This is a genomic window from Virgibacillus sp. L01, assembly GCF_052246775.1.
GTDB lineage: Bacteria > Bacillota > Bacilli > Bacillales > Amphibacillaceae > Lentibacillus.
Genome location: NZ_JBQQCP010000012.1, coordinates 31559 through 47535 on the forward strand (window position 1 = coordinate 31559; position 15977 = coordinate 47535).

Below are 15977 nucleotides of genomic sequence, written 5' to 3' on the forward strand. Positions count from 1 at the left end.
TTATTCAATAATTAGATGTAGAGAACAAATATATATATAGATAAGTGATATAATGAGAGTGTTTGGAGTTAGAAATTATTAATTACATACTAGGTGAATGCTCTACATTAATAGTTAAAAGGAGATTACCATGAATACTAATTTCATCAGATTAAAGGAACCTACACCAACCATAGTGAAAATGTTTAACCAGTGGGAAAATGACCCCAACCTAGTCGCGTTGACTCGACCCAACCGAAATAATGAGAACATAGAGCGACAAGAAATAACTATAGGTGACCTTAAAAAACGACTTGAGCATCATCACATCTACTTACTCTATCTTGATAACAAGTTAATCGGGGAAATGAATTACATGGTTGATCCACTCCACCTTTATAAAAAAGAACCTGAAACAGCCTGGATAGGCATTACGATTGGTGAACCCGAAGCAAGGGGGAAAGGGATTGGTTATCGGGCGATTCAATTTTTAGAGGAGCAGATTAAGCAGCATGGTCTTCTGCGAATTGAACTAGGTGTGTTTGAATTTAACTTGCAGGCACATAAGCTGTATAAAAAATTGGGCTACCAGGAAATTGGCTTGATCCATAATTTTACTTTTTGGCAAAATAGAATGTGGTCTGATATTCGTATGGAGAAGGTTTTGAATTGAGAAAGGCATTTAGTCCTAATTCATAACGAGTGCGGTTAAAAGGAGGGATGAATTTGGCAGCAATTCAATTATTACTGCTTTTACTGTTAGGATACTTCATTTATTGGCTTTCAACAAAAAGTGATGCATCAGGTTTGAAGTTTCTACTTTAAGGAATAAGTCTTATTCTGGCTGGAGGAATTATTGCAGTCGACAGGGGTTTTAGTTTAGGGGGATTTGAATACATAATAGTATTTACAGGTTTAATAGTCTCAATTATAGGTTTTGGAAAGAACAATTAATCTTCAAATCGAGTGTAACAAATAAGTAAAGGTCATTGTAATTGATCTTTTTATTTTGATTACACTATTTCAGAAAATTGGGATTACGGCTGCGGATATCTGGGTTATTATGTTAAAATTTACTAAATAGGAGGCAAATGTACATGGGGGAGACTATAAAGTTGCCAAATCAAATAACACAGTTCGTTTTTTTACTACTATAGGTTAGCCTGTATAAACTATGATGGTAATGAAAGCATCTTGTTTGTGAGGAACTTATATATATTACTGTAAGGGGATTCGGGATGTATAGAATTGCGATAATTACCGATATTCACGGAAATACTTATGCATTGAATGCTGTTATGAAAGAGATCAAAGAAAAGTCAGTGGATTTCATCTATTGTCTTGGTGATATGATTGGAATAGGACCGTTTTCAAATGAGGTTCTGGATACTTTAATGGAAACAGATAATCTTAAAATGATTTCAGGAAATCACGATGAAGCAGTCTTAACACTCCTTAACAATGAACCATACCCTGAAAGCAGGATTGATGTTATTCCACACCACGAGTGGATTGCTGAAAGACTTAATAAACATCATAAATCTGTATTGGAAAAACTTCCTCGTATAATAAATCCTACTATCTATGAACAAAGTCTGCATCTAATTCATTATCCGATGAGGGAAAAATTTCATAATGCACATATATGTAGAGATCCTTTTGATCTTATTGGTATTCCTAATCAAAAAAATTTCACTTCCCTTGATGGGTTAGATGATTTTTCATTGGTTTGTTTTGGACACGAGCATAATAATCATTGGTTTACTTGTAATTCTACAACGTTTTTTAACCCTGGTTCCGTTGGTTGCTTTAATAAACCTTTTGCTCGCTATGGAATTATAGATATAAACCAAAATGGATATAACCTAATGAAACAGTGCGTTCCTTATGAACTTGATAAATATGTTAAAGAGTTAAGAAAAACATCTATTCCGCGAAAAGAGATCATACTCAATATTTATAATTGAATTATAGAAGTTATAGCTTATGTGAGTATGAAGAGGAGGGGTATTAAATTAAGTCAGATAGTAAACCTGTTTCGATTGTTAGCTTAGCCTTATAACTTTAGCAATAATATGTTTTACTTTAATGGTTCTGGACCGCCAAAACTATGAAATCTACGGTGAAATGATCTTTTTTATAGCGTTTCTTTTCTTTCTGGTAAGGGGAGCTCTTTCCATTAAGTCCGGTGATTATAAGTCTGCAATAATGTGTTTTGCTGTTGTAATAATATATATGGTAGCGGAGGTAATGAAAGTATTAATGTTAGGTGGTGCGTTTTAAATTATATCGAAAATGAAAAGATATAAGAGGGAAGTGTCTTTATGAAGGTTAGATTAACAGATTTTAATGAAAACTGGGCAAAAATGTTTGAAATGGAAGCTCAATTTTTAAGAACCATATTTGGTGATCAAGTAATTAGATTTGAACATTTTGGGAGCACCGCAGTTCCTGGCCTAAAGGCTAAACCCGTAATCGATATGATGTGTATCGTAAAAGACATTAAGAAAATTGATTCGTTCAACGACAAAATGCATACACTCGGATATGATGTTGCTGGCGAATGGGGCATTGAAGGAAGAAGATTATTTCGAAAAGGCGGGGAAAACAGGACGCATCATATTCATTTTTATCAAGTAGATAACCCTCAAATTAAACGGCATTTAATATTTAGAGACTATCTGCGAACCCACCCGGCAGAAGTAGAACGATACAGCAATTTTAAAGAAGAGCTGGCTCAATGTTTTGATAGTACAAGTGACTATAGCCCTGCAAAAAAAGAATTTGTAAAGGAAATGGAAAAGGAAGCACTACTATGGTTTGAAAAAAAGCAAAAATAAAGGGGGAGATATTAATTAAGCGCTTTTTGTACTATCTTGCATGGACAATTAGTATTGGACTTATAATCTACTGGGGAATGAAGTATCAGGTTCAACTAAATGAAGAAGCGAAAATGAAGTTTGAATTATTTCCTGTCGTACGATTTGCTACCTTATTCCCTATCGTAATTGGACTCTTACTGCGGTTACCAAAATTGATAATTGAAATTTATAACAAGAAGCAGTGGACGTTTGATTGGGTTAAATTCATAGCAATTGGATTGCCATGTTTCTATGTATTAACAATGTCTCTTTTACCATACTCACCATTGGGGCAAGGCTCTATTCCTATACCAGATATAATTATAACTGGAAGTCCGACAGTTACAACAGTAGCTGGTATTGTTTTTGGATTCGTTCTTTTGGATAGCCTAAAAAAATAATACTTAATTAAATTTGTAACAGTACTTGACAGGAAGTACATTCACTGTTATGATAAAAGTTAATTATTCTTGTTCGGTTGTCAATGAAAGAGAAAAGTAACTAGTAAGTCACTTTCGTCTGGAATGAATATGCAGAGCATTAATAGTAATACATTGTGGATTGAATCCACGCAGGAGGTAACAATTTATGTTACAAGGTAATGTTAAATGGTTTAACGCAGAAAAAGGTTTCGGTTTTATTGAAGTAGAAGGGCAAGACGATGTATTCGTTCATTTCTCTGCTATTCAAGACGAAGGTTTCAAAACATTAGAAGAAAACCAAACAGTTTCATTCGAAATTGTTGAAGGTAACCGCGGACCACAAGCAGCTAACGTTCAAAAATAAGCGTTACTAATAAAAAAGAGATTTCCTTAATTGGAAATCTCTTTTTTTATCCCTGGTGATTTCCTTTAACGTAGTTATTTATTCACAAAATATGTTTCACCCAGAGTTTCCTTTGATTGATAAGTAGTTGAAGGAAGCTCTTTCTCAACAAATGTTTTAATATCAGCGACTTCAACATCGTACATTACTTCAATCTCTTTTGAAAACAGTAATTTTTCTTTTTCTAGCAATCCAGAAAGTGCTGGTTGTTGCTTTGGTTCGAGCTCTTCTATGTTAAGAACTTGCTTCAGCCCTGATATATAGTATTCCATTGGGCGGCCGCCAACAATTTTCACGCCTTTATTGTCCTGATTCACCATAACAATGGAAGGGAATCCTGTAGCGCCTAGACTTGCTGCAAGTCCAAAGTCTTCATTTAATGACTGCTGTCCACTTGGTAGTTCTGCTTCTTTTACAATTTTCTCTCCATCAAGTCCAAGTTTATTTACTATTTCAATCAGAACGGTTTCCTCTGAAATATTTTGATTGAACGCGAAAACTGCTTCTCTTGCGCGGCGTAAAAATACATTAGCCAAGAATTTGTTCTCGTTTTGAATAATTTTAAATACCCTAGATGGTGGATAAGATGATTGAACAGGGTTGTCATACATAAGCGAGCCATCAATTGGCATACGGGTTTGTTCACCAACTTCTCTCCAGTGTCCAGCAACATCTGCTGGTCCTGAAATTCCATTTGCAGGATCGACTGGTTCATCACCCCATTTTTCCAACAATCCTCCCATTACTGTATGGAAGTTAAAATAATGCCCATATTGCTCTTCAAAACGACGGAGAACTGGTTCAAGTGCCCAGCAATGAGAGCAAATAGGATCCGTCACATAATAAAGATCAATCGTTTTTTTTGGGTTTATTTAGATCAACTATCTCCATTTCAACTTCTCCTCCAGCTACGCCACATACACCTGTTTCTGAAACGCAAATCAGATTATTGTTTTTTGTCAATTTCCTTCTCCTCACTTTCGTTTGGAATATTTACATCCATATAGTTTTTTGCCCACTCCTGAATTGGTTTAAGACTATCGGATAAAGATCTTCCTTTTTCTGTTAATTGATAAGAAATGGTGACTGGTGAGCCACTTTCCACTACCTTTTCGACTAACTCTTCTTCAGCAAGTTCGGAAAGTTTCAGGGATAGTGCCCTGGACGTAATGCCTGTTAAATCACGTTTAATCTCAGAAAAATGTGCTATGCCGCTATCACATAAGGACAAACCTTCGTGTTTAACACCTCTTTACAAATAGTATACCTTATATAAAATATATATTAAGTATAAAAAGTATACTAGACTATTTAACCAAACCGTTCACTGATGATCGTTCATCTTATTCTGAGCAAAAAGATAGACTTAGTTATATTAATAGATTAAACTAGCTATTGTCTTGAATTAAGGATAATAAATATAGTAGGAGAGATATAAATGGTAAAGATAGGAATTGTGCTAGGAAGTGTTCGTCAAGGTCGTAATGGGGAAGCAGTTGCAAACTGGATCAATGATCTCGCGACAAAGCGTAACGATAACGCAGAATATGAGATTGTGGATCTAGCAGAATATAAGTTACCGTTTTTAGGTGCAGCAGTACCAGAATCTGAGCAACAAGAAGCTGAAGCTGCAATTAAAGCTTGGTCCGAAAAGATAGCTTCTTTTGATGGCTATATTTTCATTGCACCAGAATATAACCATGCAATAGGTGGAGCATTTAAAAATGCATTGGATTACTTAAATCCAGAAGTCAACAACAAGGCAGCAGGCTTTGTTGGTTATGGCAGCTTAGGCGGTACGCGGGCACATGAAAATCTTCGCCTGATCTTAGGGGAATTAAAAGTTGCAGACGTACGTACAGCAGTTACATTCTCACTGATGACTGACTTTGAAGACTTTAGTAAGTTCAAACCAGCCGACTACCATGAAAACAATGCGAATGAAATGCTTGACCAACTTCTATCATGGAGCGGAGCATTACAAACGGTAAGACAGTAAAAGGTTAAATTCATTTAGGTATTTTGAAATATAATAGCCTAGCATTCATAATGATATGCTAGGCTATTTCTGTATTATTTCGCTAAAGTCCTCATTCATTGAGTAATTCGTATAATTCTTTGAATAACAGATTCAACTTCTTCATTGTCTTCTACGACGAATAAATGGTCTGCTTCTCCCTCTTTTGGATCTAACACCTCTTCTTTCAAAGTATCAGTCTGTTGCCGATTAAGCACTTCCTCAAAATTAGAAGCACTCCTGAGTATATTTGTAGTGCGCTGACTTTCAGTAACTCGTGTTTGAAGGATATGGTCTGGGAAATTAAAATGAACAAGAATGCTGATAAATCCTTTATCGTGAAACTGTTTGAGTAGGTCAGAGCGATCCTTTTGTTTACGATTTGAGTTGCTGATAATAAGGTGTAAATTAGTCTGATTAACAGCATAATCAACAATTGTTTGAGAAACAGCATACTTGAGAGTATTAGGGCCCTGTTTTGGCTGCAGGGTATTATAAAAAGTGTTGATAAATTCTGCATGATTATCCTGGTCTATCATAAGAGAGTTGGGCAGACCCCTTTCTAAAGTTCGAGCAAATATAGTTTTTCCGCTATGTGTTTTTCCAACTGTAATAATAGCCAACCTCATGTCTTCAACTCCTTTACTACAGGAAGTCGTAATTTATAACTTGATCCATATAAGTTAATTAGTTGTTGTTAAAAAACCTATTCTCTATAAGATATTATGTTGATTTTCTTGTAGGCTATTGCATCATAATTCAAATCTTAAATATGTTAATTTTGTTCATTTATGAAGTCCATCCTCTAAGTTCTTTAAAGATTCCTTATTACTCTAATACCAGCTTTTTTGCAATTTCCGTATATAAACGATTTGACCAATATGATAGGCGTTATGCGTAATTGCATTTCCAAGTAACTCATGCCATTTAGCTGGTACAGGGAATCCAATTACATCATTTTCGAGTTGTTTCACGGTTAGTAAACCTTGCCATTTAAGCAGTACCTCTAGTAAGCGTTCTTTTAATTCATTAAAGGTTTTGTTTCCTGGGATTATAAAACTTTTATCGTTATCTTCAATAGACGGAACAGCACTAAAATCAGATTTTTGGTATCTTATTTGCCATGTTTCATTCCAGTAAATTAGATGCTGCACAATTTCAGCGATACTATGACTATCTTCAGTAGGCTTCCAAAATGCTTCTTCGTCTGCTAAATTTTCAACTGTTTCTGTAAATGGACGATACCAGCTAGGGTCATTAGCATTTGCTAAAAACTGATCTAATAGAAGATTTTGAACATGTCGCATGATTTTCATCTCCTTCTGAATTACTATATTCTATATTAATCATTAAAATTCCTTCTTAAAAACTGGACTCTACATAAGTATAGGACCGTTATTTTAAATATTTTCTTAATCGAATAGCTTTGCGATATGTGTACCAGCAAAAACAAAGAGGTAGATGTATAATACCAAAATACAGTTGAGAAGGCTAAATATAATCTTTTTCACCCTATTTGTAAACCTTTATTAATCATGGTTTACAATAATGTGATCTATGTTTATAATCACTATAATGGATATGGTTTTTGTGTCCTATCAATACAATTATTTTAAAGTTAAGGAGTTGAGAGAAATGGAACAACAAAGTGAGAAGCTCAGATTTATATTACATTGTGCAATCTTTGCTGCGATAACAGCTATTATGGCCCAAATTGAGATCCCGCTTCCTCTTGTGCCGATAAGTGGCCAAACACTGGCAGTCGGAATTACGGCGACAATTCTCGGAAGTCGAAAAGGAGCTGTCGCTATGGTTTGCTATGCAGCAATTGGGGCTATAGGTCTTCCGGTTTTTGCAGGATTTAGTGGTGGCCCTCAAGTACTGGTAGGGCCAACAGGAGGATACATATTCGGGTTTATTGCAGCTGCCTTTGTCACAGGATATATCCTTGAGAAGTCTAGGTTTACCGTCTCTATGGCAATGATTGCAAATACTGTAGGTATGGTGATTACGTTATTATTTGGGACCATCCAGCTAAAATATGTGGTTGAATTAACATGGAGTGAGGCACTAGCAGCAGGTGTATATCCGTTCATAATCGTAGGATTAATTAAAGCATTTCTTGCCAGCTGGATTGGAATAACAGTTAGAAACCGATTAGTTCAGGCGAATGTTAATATTACATCTTCAAAAAATGCTGCATAGTTTGTGAATATAAAACGGTGAAAGTATAACAAGTTACAAGTCCTTAAGAATAAGGTGGAGTAGTTAGCTAGTATTCTTAAGGATTTGTTTTCTAAATCAACTATTAAAATTAACTGGTTACGCCATGAGTATTAGCAGGACCCGAGTAGTACTCAGATCCTAGAACTGAAATCACTTAAAGTAGAGTTATTCAGACTCCACTTTATTCTGATTACTGTGTTTCTATATTTTGTTTTAGTTCATTCAAACTTTCCAAGGTAGACTGTGTCCATTCTTTCATCTTTTCCAGGTCAGGCTTATCCTTTTTAGCTTCATCAATAAGGGGATAAAGACTTTCTTCTATTTTTGTATATTGATCAGGGAATTGTTTCTCCACTTTCTTTTCAATTTTGTCCCAATCTTCCTCAAGTGTCTTCCCTTTTTCGTTTATTGTACTTACATCTGCTGAGTCTTCTAAACTAGCATCCAACTGCTCTACTGAGTTAATAACAGTATCAGTTCCATTTGCCAATTCGCTATCTTTCCCTTCGTCACCATCATTGTTTTTTCCAGAAGTTTCTCCAGATTTCTCCTCATTACCGTTAGAGTCTTGACTATCAGGTGTACCGCAAGCCCCTAAAATTAGGCCAAGAACTAGAATAAAACTTAAGGCATAATAGCGCCTCATGTAAAACGCCTCCTTCTTAGAATTGGATTTAGAGAGGGTATTCCCATAATACTCTAGATCAAACGAGGTCATTAGAACTAATTATCAAGCTAGGACAGAAGGTTTATATTGATATGAGGAGTGACCTTTTTGTTATAACCTTTTTATAAAAGCTAACTGTTGTTCTAGCACCGTCACCTTTACAGGCTCATCAGTTGATAATCCAGCTTCATATCATAATAGAAAAAGCACAAGGATGTCATTCTTCAATCTGCGACATGGGGTAAGGTACAATTATTTTTGATCCTAATAATAGGTATAAAAAGAACCCTAAACCTTCGTGAATTAGGTTACGGGTGTGGGTTCTTATTTTCAGTCAAGTTTTCGATTAAGAATTGGAATATGGCCTTCCTTCAAATGTTCTTACTTTAATACTGTACGAGGAAGCATCACATTAAGGTCAGTGAGGCAAGAAGCTAATTATTCTCCGCCATTCGGCCAAGCGGACCATCTTCATTGATAATATCCTGGATGGCGTAGACTGATATTGGAAACATTGGAAACCCGAAAACATATGGTGTGATCTCATAGAGCTGAAAATAGATGACAAGTACTTTATCAGCAATGTAAAAGTCTTGGTCCGGTTGAATTTTAACCGTATCTTCAAATGTGTTAATATTGCGCTCTTGGATCTGTTCATTTATCAGCTCAGATAGTCGATCCACATAATTACTTCCCGGTTTAAATAGAGAACTGAGGCTGCAGCGGTTTTTGTTTTTCAAATCGAATGTTAGTGATCTGATGTAGGTCATGCCATGTGCCGCCTGATAATGGTATGCGTAGTTGTATAAGGATAAACTCAGGACATCTCGCTGGTTGTTTTTAATCTCGAATGAGCCGTCCATTTCAACGAGCGTAGTCGGCATTTCAGCTACCTGCATGTTGATAAGCTGCTGTGTTTCATGGACGATGTTCTGATTGATTAATCGTTCCATTCCCAGGTCTCGCATACCAAAAACATGGGGATAGATTACTTTTATATCCACACCATAGCTGACTTGCATCGGTTTAATATAAACTGGTAACGATTGTGGCACTTTTTTCACCCTTTACTGGTTTTGTGCCTATTGTATTCTCTGGATAGATGAATTGTGTTTGCTGGAGAAGTACGATAAATTGGTGGAATGTTATGATAAGATTGATTACAGAATCAGCTGCACGGGATATAGCTTAATTAAAAAAGATGGAAGAGAAGGCTGGGTAGCTAAAAGCAGTCTTAGATAAATTAAAAAAATATAGTAAACCCTATTGACTCTTGGGTTACCCAAGACTTTATTATTAAATTAGACGGCAGAGGTGCACAGCTGTATAGTCTGTTTTTTTCGAGGTGATTATATGTTTAAAATTGGTGATTTTTCGAAGTTGAGCGGGCTTTCCATAAATACGCTTTATCATTATGAAAATATAGGAATACTAGAACCCAGGTTCATAGATGGTAATACAAACTACCGCTATTATGAAGCTGATCAGCTTGTAACAATCAATAAAGTTTTAGCTTTAAAGGATGCCGGCCTATCACTTTCAGAAATTTCTTCTACCTTAATTGAAGACTCTTTAAACAAAGAGATAATTACAATGCTGGAAGATAAGGCAGATTCCTTGGAAAAATCATTGGAACTGGAAACAAACAGACTGGAACGTCTCCGTACAAATATTTTTCTAATAAAGAACGGGGAGTACCTTATATGAATGAAATATCAATTAAGCAAGTTGAACCCATTTTAGTGGCATCTGTAAGAAAGCCGATTCAGAAAGCAAGCAGCCTATCATTTGATTATTTTTGTGAAAATTTATTGTCAACGGTCAATAAACATATTAATAATATGAACAGCAAACGGTCTGTACCTTGTTTGACGATGTATCATAGTGGTTTATTTATAAACACTGATTCTCGTCAGATAGATATGGAGGTTGTTGAGCCGATAACAAACGTTATTCCAGAATGTAATGATGTTAAGGTATATGAACTGCCTTTAGTTGAGAATATGGCAAGTATCGTTCATACTGGATCACTTTCGGCTATCGGGGAAACGTCTAATACAATGCATAAATGGTTATCTGATAATGGCTATTCGACCAATGGACCGGTACGGGAGATATACCACAAGGGTGACTGGCTGACAGATAATCCTGATGAATTTGTGACTGAGTTACAATTTCCAGTTAGAAAATATTAGTTTAATAAAGGAATGAATGGCAACTTTAGTATTTATGATTGTCTTTGGTCTGATTGGTAAGAGAAGTAATCGCATTTTACAAAGTGTGGTTACTTCTTTTTTAATGCAATTCTTTAATACAGTAAAATTAATTGAAGCTAAATAAACAGGAAGTCCGTCTAATAAGTAGAAATACTTTCGGGGAAATGAAGGTGATTCGCATTAATAAATTAGTGAAAAGGGCACAAAAAGGCGATGAAAGTGCTTTTCTTACATTGTTTCAGGAGTATGAAAAGGATATTTATCGAATGGCATATTTATATGTAAAAAATAAGCACGATGCACTTGATGTTGTTCAGGAAACTGCCTATCGGTCTTTCAAAAAAATTAGCACATTAAAGAATCCGGATGTCTTTAAAACGTGGTTGATTAAAATAGCCACCAGCTGTGCAACCGATATGCTGAGGAGAAAAAAGAAAGTCATTCACTTGAACGCAGAATTCACTGAAACTATCGATTCAAGCGATAAAGATCTTCCCCTTTCATTGTCTTTGCAAGATTTGCTAGGAACATTAAATGAAAGTGAGAAAAGCATCATTCTTTGGAAATATTATTATGGGTATACACTTCAGGAAATTTCTGAAATTGAGGGGACTCCGTTAGGAACAGTAAAATCAGTATTGTACCGGTCTTTAGCAAAGCTTCGAAAGCAAATCAGAAGGGCTGATATGTATGAATAATAAAGTTAAACGCGAGTTAGACAAAATTGAAGTCCCGGAGGAAGTGCATGATAGAGCGAGAATGGGAGTAGAAAAAGCCAAAGCAGAACTCGGGGGGATACATTGTAAACCAACTAATAAAAGGAAGCTTTACAAACGATTATCATTAGTTGCCGCTGCTTTCCTGATTATTATTTCAACCTTTACGTTTACACCAGCATTGGCAGCTATTCAAGAGGTTTATGACAAGATATTTTCAAGTGAGCACATAGATGATGCAGGCGTAAGAAAGGCTATAATATCAGGAAAGGGTCAGGCACTTGAACAAACATTTTATGATGAAGAACATGACATAACGGTAAATTATGAAACGGTGTTGACAGATGATAAAGAAACAAAACTCCTGCTAACCTATGAAAGTGATTCAACCAATTTGGAAAATCATTATATCGACATTTTTGAAGGTGTAAGCTCCATATATCTCATTAAGGAAAATGGAAAGAAGAAAGAATTGGAGAATGTGGGATGGGGAAGCAGTTATTATAATAGTGAAACAAACCAGGTGGCAGAAGCCTTATCATTCGAATCAATAAAAGAGTATGAAGGACAAAATATCCGTTTGGAAATTCAAAACTTAACGATATATGAAGATAATGAAATGGATAAAATAGAGACAGAATGGCCACTTGAATTAAATGTTAATCAGTCCGCAGTCTCAGATAGGAAAACAGTTGATTTAAATAAAAAATTTACATTTAATGGTGAAACATACAAAATCAGACGAGTGGAGTTCTCGGAACTGGAAACAAGGGTTGTAGTCGCCGGTTCTGACACTAAAATCCATACCAATGAATTTGGAGAGGAAACTAGAATAATGAGTAAGTTAGAAAAACAATTTCTCAATGCAAGAGAAGTAAGTAATGAATACGGATATACCTTTAATGAAAATAAATCTGGTGTGTACTTAAAATCATCTGGAGAAAAAGTCATTCCAATATACAGTAAAGGTGAAGTAACTGCAGGTAAAGACGAATATGTCATGACTTTCGCTCCATTAAAGGATCGACAGGAATGTGTTCTTGTAGTTGGAGAAGAAATAAAGATTCCATTGGTGGAGTGAGTGATTGTAATACTATTTGCAGGCTGAATTTAGTATACATGATCACGGAGTAAGCGCTTTTTAACAGGAGGCGGTTACTTCTTTTATTTATAAAGGGTGGCAATTGTTAACTCTGGGGTACCAGCACATTATATATTGGTTAGCTTCTGTACCGTCTTGCCAGTTATAGCAGAAGATAGCGATATATACATATATTGTATTTGTTAAAAGTATCTATCGGCACTCTTGTCTTTTTGAACAATTAGGTTTACGATTAACTATCGAACTAACTTAGAGATGAAAGGCGTCATGAAATGAATAAACGTGTTTACTTTTTAATGATAGTAGCATTTGTTGTTGGGATGGTTGAATTAATTATTGGTGGATTATTGGACCTGATGGCAGCAGATCTGGGTGTAAGTCTTGGTCAGGTCGGCTTCCTGATTACTATTTTTTCACTGATCTTTGCTGTCGGGGCACCACTTCTATTAATACTTACATCGAATATCGAGCGGAAACGGCTGACACTTATTTCACTGGTTATATTTCTATTGGGAAATATTGTGACAGTTTTTAGCCCGACATATACGATTGTTTTTATAGGGAGAATTATTTCAGCTTTGAGCGGATCACTTCTGATTATTCTGTGTCTGACCATCGCGCCATCAATCGTTCATCCAAAATATCGCGGCAGGGCAATCGGAATAGTTTCCATGGGTGTTAGTGCCTCGATTGTTCTGGGGATTCCTGTCGGGTTACTGTTGGGCAATGCTTTTGGATGGCGTTCTCCGTTTGTGCTGATTTCTGTTTTAACTGTCTTTTCCATAGCTGGTGTGTTTCTTTTGATGGAGCGAATTGATCCGAAGCCTTCCAGCCCAATTAAAAAACAACTGGCAACTTTGAAAGGACGGAGAATTTTTTTTGGGCAGGCCATAACATTTCTGTTCATCGCGGGTCATACAGTTCTTTATGCTTATTTGACTCCTTTTGTAAAAACGACCATGGAGGTAGACGGGACCTGGGTCAGTGTTATTTACATGATTTTCGGAATTGCAGCGGTAAGTGGCGGTGGTGTTGGTGGAACTTTATCAGACAAACTAGGGCCAGAGCGGACCATTATGTTAACGATTGTTCTGTTTACGCTGGTGATATTCTCTATACCTTATACAACATTTGCACTTCCAGCATTTATAATGATACTGGTGATCTGGGGGATGCTCAGCTGGACGTTGGCTCCAGCGACACAGTCCTATCTTATCAATTTATCACCTGAATCATCTGACATTCAGCAGAGTCTGAATAATTCGGCGCTTCATCTAGGTATCGCATTTGGATCACTGGTTGGCGGTCTGGTTATTGAGCGTGCCTCTATCGAACAAAATGCAACAGTCGGCGGATTTTTTGCTTTACTTTCAATTGGAGCGGCATTGGTTTCCATGTATCGTAAACAGGGGACAGAAGCTGTGAGAAGTAAGAGCTGACCTGACTCAGCAGTAATCGAATATTAATTTATTGCTAAATATTAAAATGTAATGTAAAACGACCATACAATCTGTTTACTGATTATATGGTCGTTTTTTTTGTTGTATGTTCAGTTAAGTAGCCATTGAAGTTGCAGCATACAAATATACTTACTAATAAATTGGCAGAGATAAACAATTTCTTTCATGACTTTACGAAATGTTATGAATAGTTATGTTAGAATAAACACAAAGTTGTAAGAATTAAACTTAAACAGAGCAGAATACGTCAATAAAGCGTGTCTGGGTAAGAGAGAGAAATGGTGAATTGTCAATTAAACAATTATTGAGAGGTAAAAAAATATGGATATATCTATTCGAAGTGCCGAACAAAACGATTATGAATTTTTGCTGCCTTTATTTAGGCAGGTTCATGAATTCCACGTTTTTGTAAGACCAGATTTGTACAAAGAGAATTCTATTCCAGTTGAGCAAGAGTTCTTTGAAAGTCAGTTAATTGATGACAAACAACATATCTTTGTGGCTACCATAGGCAATGATATAGTCGGTGTTATAGTAACAAAGGAAGAAGAAACAACTGAAAATTCTTTTGTTAAAGCGAGGAAAGTATTAGTTATAAACAGTCTATGTGTTGCTGGAACACATAGAAAGAAAGGTATCGGAAAAAAACTAATTCAATACGTTTTTGACTTTGGGGAGAACCTCAGTGTTGATAGTATTGAATTGGGAGTATCCGAGGAAAATACATCTGCCATTGAATTTTATAGGTCAATTGGGATGACCACTAAGGGTAGAAAAATGGAGATTATATTGAACTAACTGGTGCAAGAGTTGGATTAGAAGATCGACGTTAAATCGATCTTTTTATTTTACTTACTATTTCAGAAAATTTTGACCACACCAACTCATAGCTGGAATATTATGTTAATATTTATTATGGTAGAGTTTGTTGTGCTAACGTAGCAGATTTGTTCAATAAGAAATCACAAAAGGGATAAGCATTTACTGGAATATAGACGCATTAACGTCTAATAAAATAATAATGCAAAAATTGAATGAAGCACATTAGTATTATTATAGGACATAACAAAAATATATGGAGGTTGAGTTATGTGGGTAATATTAGGCGTTATTGCTATAGTAGCAACTTTTATAAATCTTTATCTGTATAAAGCAGGAAAGGATTATAAGCTTGCTATGGCGATGGGATTATCATTTACAGCTTTAACCCTTTGTGCAGAATACAGTCTTGTATCGGTGTGGGTAGCTGTGGAAGATTGGGCAGCTTTAATGGATGTAGTACCTGGTATGGAAAGGGCATTATCAACAATCGTTCCATATTGTGGAAGTATGAAATAGAGGTGTTTTAATGTCAAAAGTCGTACAGTTTTCCGTTTTGATACTCCTTATTTTTATGGCTGGGTGTAGCAGTGTTTCAAAATATGATGATAACGAAGCCGCAGCCATTGTGAAAGGACAAGAAATTACAATAGGTGATTTACGGTTTTTATACCCTGATGATACCGCGTTAGATTACCTTGATTGGGCAATAAGAGTCGAGTTGGTAAAACAAAAGGTAAAGGAAATGGGCCTTGATATTTCAGACAAATTAAGTGATGAAAGGGACGGCGGCTGGTTCGGGGAACTGCCCCCTGCAAATACAAATGATGAAGGCGGAAAACAAATTCGTAATTTTGCCGAATCACAAGCCAGAAAATTAGATATGGAACCAGAAGAATTCCAAAGGGAATATGCAAAAAAAATTGAAAAACAGAATGCTTATTTGATTACTTATTTCGAAAAAAAGTTAGGGTTATCAGAGTTTGATGACGAAAAAGGGATGGAGGAATTTAACAAAGAATATGACCATTTATTAGAGGAATTGGTAGAAGATAATGAAGACGAAATTGAAGTGTTAATTGATTAATT

Annotated in this window: 19 protein-coding genes and 2 pseudogenes; 15 read left to right on the top strand and 6 right to left on the bottom strand. The window is 35.8% G+C overall.

Going from position 1 to position 15977, the window contains the following annotated elements; all coding sequences use genetic code 11:
• Window positions 1–130 precede the first annotated feature (130 nt).
• The 5 genes from ACTWQM_RS17770 (at window position 131) to ACTWQM_RS17790 (ending at window position 3626) form a co-directional block, all read left to right on the top strand.
• Window positions 131–652, top strand: a complete 522-nt coding sequence (locus ACTWQM_RS17770) for a GNAT family N-acetyltransferase (RefSeq protein WP_443259500.1) — start codon at window positions 131–133, stop codon at window positions 650–652.
• A 565-nt stretch (window positions 653–1217) separates the two neighbouring features.
• On the top strand, window positions 1218–1946 hold the full coding sequence (locus ACTWQM_RS17775) for a metallophosphoesterase family protein (protein WP_443259501.1): 729 nt from the start codon (window positions 1218–1220) through the stop codon (window positions 1944–1946).
• 357 nt (window positions 1947–2303) lie between these two features.
• On the top strand, window positions 2304–2819 hold the full coding sequence (locus tag ACTWQM_RS17780; protein WP_443259502.1) for a GrpB family protein: 516 nt from the start codon (window positions 2304–2306) through the stop codon (window positions 2817–2819).
• 26 nt (window positions 2820–2845) lie between these two features.
• Window positions 2846–3241 (top strand): hypothetical protein, encoded by a 396-nt coding sequence (locus ACTWQM_RS17785; RefSeq protein WP_443259503.1) that lies wholly within the window; start codon window positions 2846–2848, stop codon window positions 3239–3241.
• 187 nt (window positions 3242–3428) lie between these two features.
• A complete protein-coding gene (locus ACTWQM_RS17790) occupies window positions 3429–3626 on the top strand; it encodes a cold-shock protein (RefSeq protein ID WP_197318145.1) in 198 nt (65 codons plus the stop codon).
• Window positions 3627–3700: 74 nt separating this feature from the next.
• Here the strand turns inward: ACTWQM_RS17790 and ACTWQM_RS17795 are convergent.
• Both ACTWQM_RS17795 and ACTWQM_RS17800 read right to left on the bottom strand, forming a co-directional pair.
• A pseudogene (locus ACTWQM_RS17795) lies at window positions 3701–4628 on the bottom strand (DsbA family protein).
• A pseudogene (locus ACTWQM_RS17800) lies at window positions 4612–4896 on the bottom strand (winged helix-turn-helix transcriptional regulator); the annotation flags it as partial. The pseudogenes ACTWQM_RS17795 and ACTWQM_RS17800, both read right to left, overlap by 17 nt.
• A gap of 207 nt (window positions 4897–5103) precedes the next feature.
• Here ACTWQM_RS17800 and ACTWQM_RS17805 point away from each other — a divergent pair.
• Window positions 5104–5664 carry an NADPH-dependent FMN reductase gene (locus tag ACTWQM_RS17805; RefSeq protein ID WP_443259504.1) on the top strand — a complete coding sequence of 187 codons (561 nt, stop codon included), beginning with the start codon at window positions 5104–5106 and terminating at the stop codon, window positions 5662–5664.
• Window positions 5665–5759: 95 nt separating this feature from the next.
• Here the strand turns inward: ACTWQM_RS17805 and ACTWQM_RS17810 are convergent, their stop codons facing one another.
• Window positions 5760–6311 (bottom strand): AAA family ATPase, encoded by a 552-nt coding sequence (locus ACTWQM_RS17810; protein ID WP_443259505.1) that lies wholly within the window; start codon window positions 6309–6311, stop codon window positions 5760–5762.
• 204 nt (window positions 6312–6515) lie between these two features.
• Window positions 6516–6989, bottom strand: a complete 474-nt coding sequence (locus tag ACTWQM_RS17815; RefSeq protein WP_443259506.1) for a DinB family protein — start codon at window positions 6987–6989, stop codon at window positions 6516–6518.
• 328 nt (window positions 6990–7317) lie between these two features.
• On the opposite strand from ACTWQM_RS17815, the gene ACTWQM_RS17820 reads away from it, so the two are divergent.
• A complete protein-coding gene (locus ACTWQM_RS17820) occupies window positions 7318–7887 on the top strand; it encodes a biotin transporter BioY (protein ID WP_443259507.1) in 570 nt (189 codons plus the stop codon).
• A gap of 211 nt (window positions 7888–8098) precedes the next feature.
• Here the strand turns inward: ACTWQM_RS17820 and ACTWQM_RS17825 are convergent, their stop codons facing one another.
• On the bottom strand, window positions 8099–8554 hold the full coding sequence (locus ACTWQM_RS17825) for a hypothetical protein (protein WP_443259508.1): 456 nt from the start codon (window positions 8552–8554) through the stop codon (window positions 8099–8101).
• A 455-nt stretch (window positions 8555–9009) separates the two neighbouring features.
• Window positions 9010–9630, bottom strand: a complete 621-nt coding sequence (locus ACTWQM_RS17830; RefSeq protein ID WP_443259509.1) for a DUF3298 domain-containing protein — start codon at window positions 9628–9630, stop codon at window positions 9010–9012.
• A 298-nt stretch (window positions 9631–9928) separates the two neighbouring features.
• Between ACTWQM_RS17830 and ACTWQM_RS17835 the strand changes: the two genes are divergently transcribed.
• The 8 genes from ACTWQM_RS17835 (at window position 9929) to ACTWQM_RS17870 (ending at window position 15975) form a co-directional block, all read left to right on the top strand.
• Window positions 9929–10282 carry a MerR family transcriptional regulator gene (locus tag ACTWQM_RS17835; protein ID WP_443259510.1) on the top strand — a complete coding sequence of 118 codons (354 nt, stop codon included), beginning with the start codon at window positions 9929–9931 and terminating at the stop codon, window positions 10280–10282.
• Complete coding sequence (locus tag ACTWQM_RS17840) at window positions 10279–10770, top strand: GyrI-like domain-containing protein (protein ID WP_443259511.1); 492 nt, start codon at window positions 10279–10281, stop codon at window positions 10768–10770. The genes ACTWQM_RS17835 and ACTWQM_RS17840 overlap by 4 nt, the downstream gene beginning before the upstream one ends.
• A gap of 212 nt (window positions 10771–10982) precedes the next feature.
• The gene (locus ACTWQM_RS17845) at window positions 10983–11489 is read left to right on the top strand and encodes an RNA polymerase sigma factor (RefSeq protein WP_443259512.1); all 507 of its coding nucleotides are present in this window, start codon (window positions 10983–10985) and stop codon (window positions 11487–11489) included.
• Window positions 11482–12588 (top strand): DUF4179 domain-containing protein, encoded by a 1107-nt coding sequence (locus ACTWQM_RS17850; protein ID WP_443259513.1) that lies wholly within the window; start codon window positions 11482–11484, stop codon window positions 12586–12588. The genes ACTWQM_RS17845 and ACTWQM_RS17850 overlap by 8 nt, the downstream gene beginning before the upstream one ends.
• Window positions 12589–12881: 293 nt before the next feature.
• Window positions 12882–14048, top strand: a complete 1167-nt coding sequence (locus ACTWQM_RS17855; protein ID WP_443259514.1) for an MFS transporter — start codon at window positions 12882–12884, stop codon at window positions 14046–14048.
• 342 nt (window positions 14049–14390) lie between these two features.
• The gene (locus ACTWQM_RS17860; RefSeq protein WP_443259515.1) at window positions 14391–14867 is read left to right on the top strand and encodes a GNAT family N-acetyltransferase; all 477 of its coding nucleotides are present in this window, start codon (window positions 14391–14393) and stop codon (window positions 14865–14867) included.
• A gap of 291 nt (window positions 14868–15158) precedes the next feature.
• Window positions 15159–15407: a hypothetical protein gene (locus ACTWQM_RS17865; protein ID WP_443259516.1), complete on the top strand. Its 249-nt coding sequence runs from the start codon at window positions 15159–15161 to the stop codon at window positions 15405–15407.
• Between the two features lie 10 nt (window positions 15408–15417).
• Complete coding sequence (locus ACTWQM_RS17870) at window positions 15418–15975, top strand: hypothetical protein (RefSeq protein ID WP_443259517.1); 558 nt, start codon at window positions 15418–15420, stop codon at window positions 15973–15975.
• Window positions 15976–15977 lie beyond the last annotated feature (2 nt).